At 67.6% G+C, this 1,885-nt stretch carries 1 protein-coding gene and 1 tRNA gene; one reads left to right on the top strand and one right to left on the bottom strand.

Features of this window, described 5'->3' with window-relative positions:
- Positions 1 to 41: 41 nt before the first annotated feature.
- Positions 42 to 115 (bottom strand) — tRNA-Met (locus tag ALI144C_RS00040).
- 116 nt (positions 116 to 231) lie between these two features.
- Here ALI144C_RS00040 and ALI144C_RS00045 point away from each other — a divergent pair.
- Positions 232 to 1,173 (top strand): GlxA family transcriptional regulator, encoded by a 942-nt coding sequence (locus ALI144C_RS00045; protein ID WP_076984909.1) that lies wholly within the window; start codon positions 232 to 234, stop codon positions 1,171 to 1,173.
- Positions 1,174 to 1,885 lie beyond the last annotated feature (712 nt).

The following is a 1,885-nucleotide window of genomic DNA, read 5'->3' on the forward strand; positions in this document are numbered from 1 at the left end:
CGGAAGGTGCGAAAGCACCGACCATGGCTCGCCCACTCGCGTAGCGGGGACAGGATTTGAACCTGCGACCTCTGGGTTATGAGCCCAGCGAGCTACCGAGCTGCTCCACCCCGCGTCGTTGTAAGTAGAACTCTACATGGCGTTGTCGAGCGGTTTTCAGGGGGGGCCGTGTCCGGAAACGTTGGATCCATGTCATTGCGGACAACCGCAGGTCAGGCCCACCATGGAGGCATGTCGAAGCTCGTGCTGATCCCCCTGTTCGACGGGGTGCAAAGCCTCGACCTGACGGGCCCGCTCGAGGTCTTCACCGGGGCGGCGAGGTACGCGGGGCGCGACGTCTACGAGGTGCTCACCGCCTCGGTTGGGGGTGGAGTGATCCGCAGTTCGAGCGGACTGCGGATCACACCCGACGTGGACCTCGGCGAAGCACCGGCACCGCACACCCTGATCGTGCCCGGCGGCTACGGAACACTCGACGGACAACCGAAGCTGGTGGACTGGCTCCGCCGGAACGCGATGAAGGCCGAGCGGGTGGTGTCCGTCTGCAGCGGCGTCTTCCTGCTGGCGGAGGCGGGCCTGCTGGCGGGCAGGCGCGTGACGACCCATTGGTCGGCCTGCGAACTGCTCGCGAGGCGACACCCGGACGTCGAAGTGGACCCGGAGCCGATCTTCGTGCGGGACGGGAAGATCTCCACGTCAGCGGGCGTGACCAGTGGAATAGACCTGGCCCTCGCGCTGGTGGAGGAGGACCTGGGCAGAGAGTGCGCCCTGATCATCGCCAGACACCTGGTGATGTACCTGAGACGCCCCGGAAACCAGACCCAGTTCAGCGCACCCCTGACCCTGCAGGCAGCGGAACGTCAACCGTTGCGGGAAGTGCAACAGTGGATAGTCGAGCACCCGGGAGCGAAACTCTCGGTGGAGGCACTGGCGGAACGAGCGAACCTCTCCCCCCGCCAGTTCGCCAGGGTCTTCACAGCCGAAACCGGCATGACCCCGGGCCGCTACGTGGACCGAATCCGCCTGGAAGCAGCCCGCCGCCTCCTGGAAGACACCACAGCAGGCATAACCAAAGTAGCCAGAGACTGCGGCTACGGAACCCCGGAAACGATGCGAAGAGCCTTCATTCGAGCCCTGGGAGTCTCCCCCGCCGAATACCGCCGCCGCTTCTGACCCCACACATACGCTCCGAACCGGGGTGCCTCGCCGGTGGGCGCCCCTGTGCGGGGGGGTGCCTCGCCGGCGGGCTGGCCGCCAAGAGGAGAGGGGGGCCGCGCCCCCTTCCTCCCGTATGGCCTGCCGGAGGCAACCATGGGCGTCAAGGGGATCCGTATGGTTTCCAGCCGGGTTGGTTTGGGTGGGCGGACCCCTTGACACCCATGGTTGGGCTGCGCCCAGGCCATACGGGAGGAAGGGGACACGAAGACCCGGTCTGCGCTACCGCGCCCTTGGGGGATGGGCGAGGTCCGTAGGACTGTCGCCGTGGCTGGTTGCCGTGGGCGGACCTCACCCACACACAGCGCGGACCGTGCCCCTTCAAAGCGCCACCAGCGCTTGGCACCCCACCACCGGTGACGGCCCAGGGGCCGCCTCCAGCGCTCAGCGCCCAAAGGCGCCTCCGGCGCTCAGTGCCTAGTGGGCGCCTCCGGCGCTGAGTGCCCAGGGGGCGCCTCCGGCGCCCGCGCCCGGCGGCAAAGCCGCCCGCTGGTAAAAGCAAAACGCGCCCACGCTGGATCGAAAGGAGCACGCACCGTGGGGGGCTTGGGGGGCTCGGCCCCCCAAAACAAAACGAAGCGAGCCACGGAAGGTGCGAAAGCACCGACCATGGCTCGCCCACTCGCGTAGCGGGGACAGGATTTGAACCTGCGACCTCTGGGTTATGAGC

The organism is Actinosynnema sp. ALI-1.44 (assembly GCF_001984155.1).
In the GTDB taxonomy this organism is placed as follows: domain Bacteria; phylum Actinomycetota; class Actinomycetes; order Mycobacteriales; family Pseudonocardiaceae; genus Kibdelosporangium.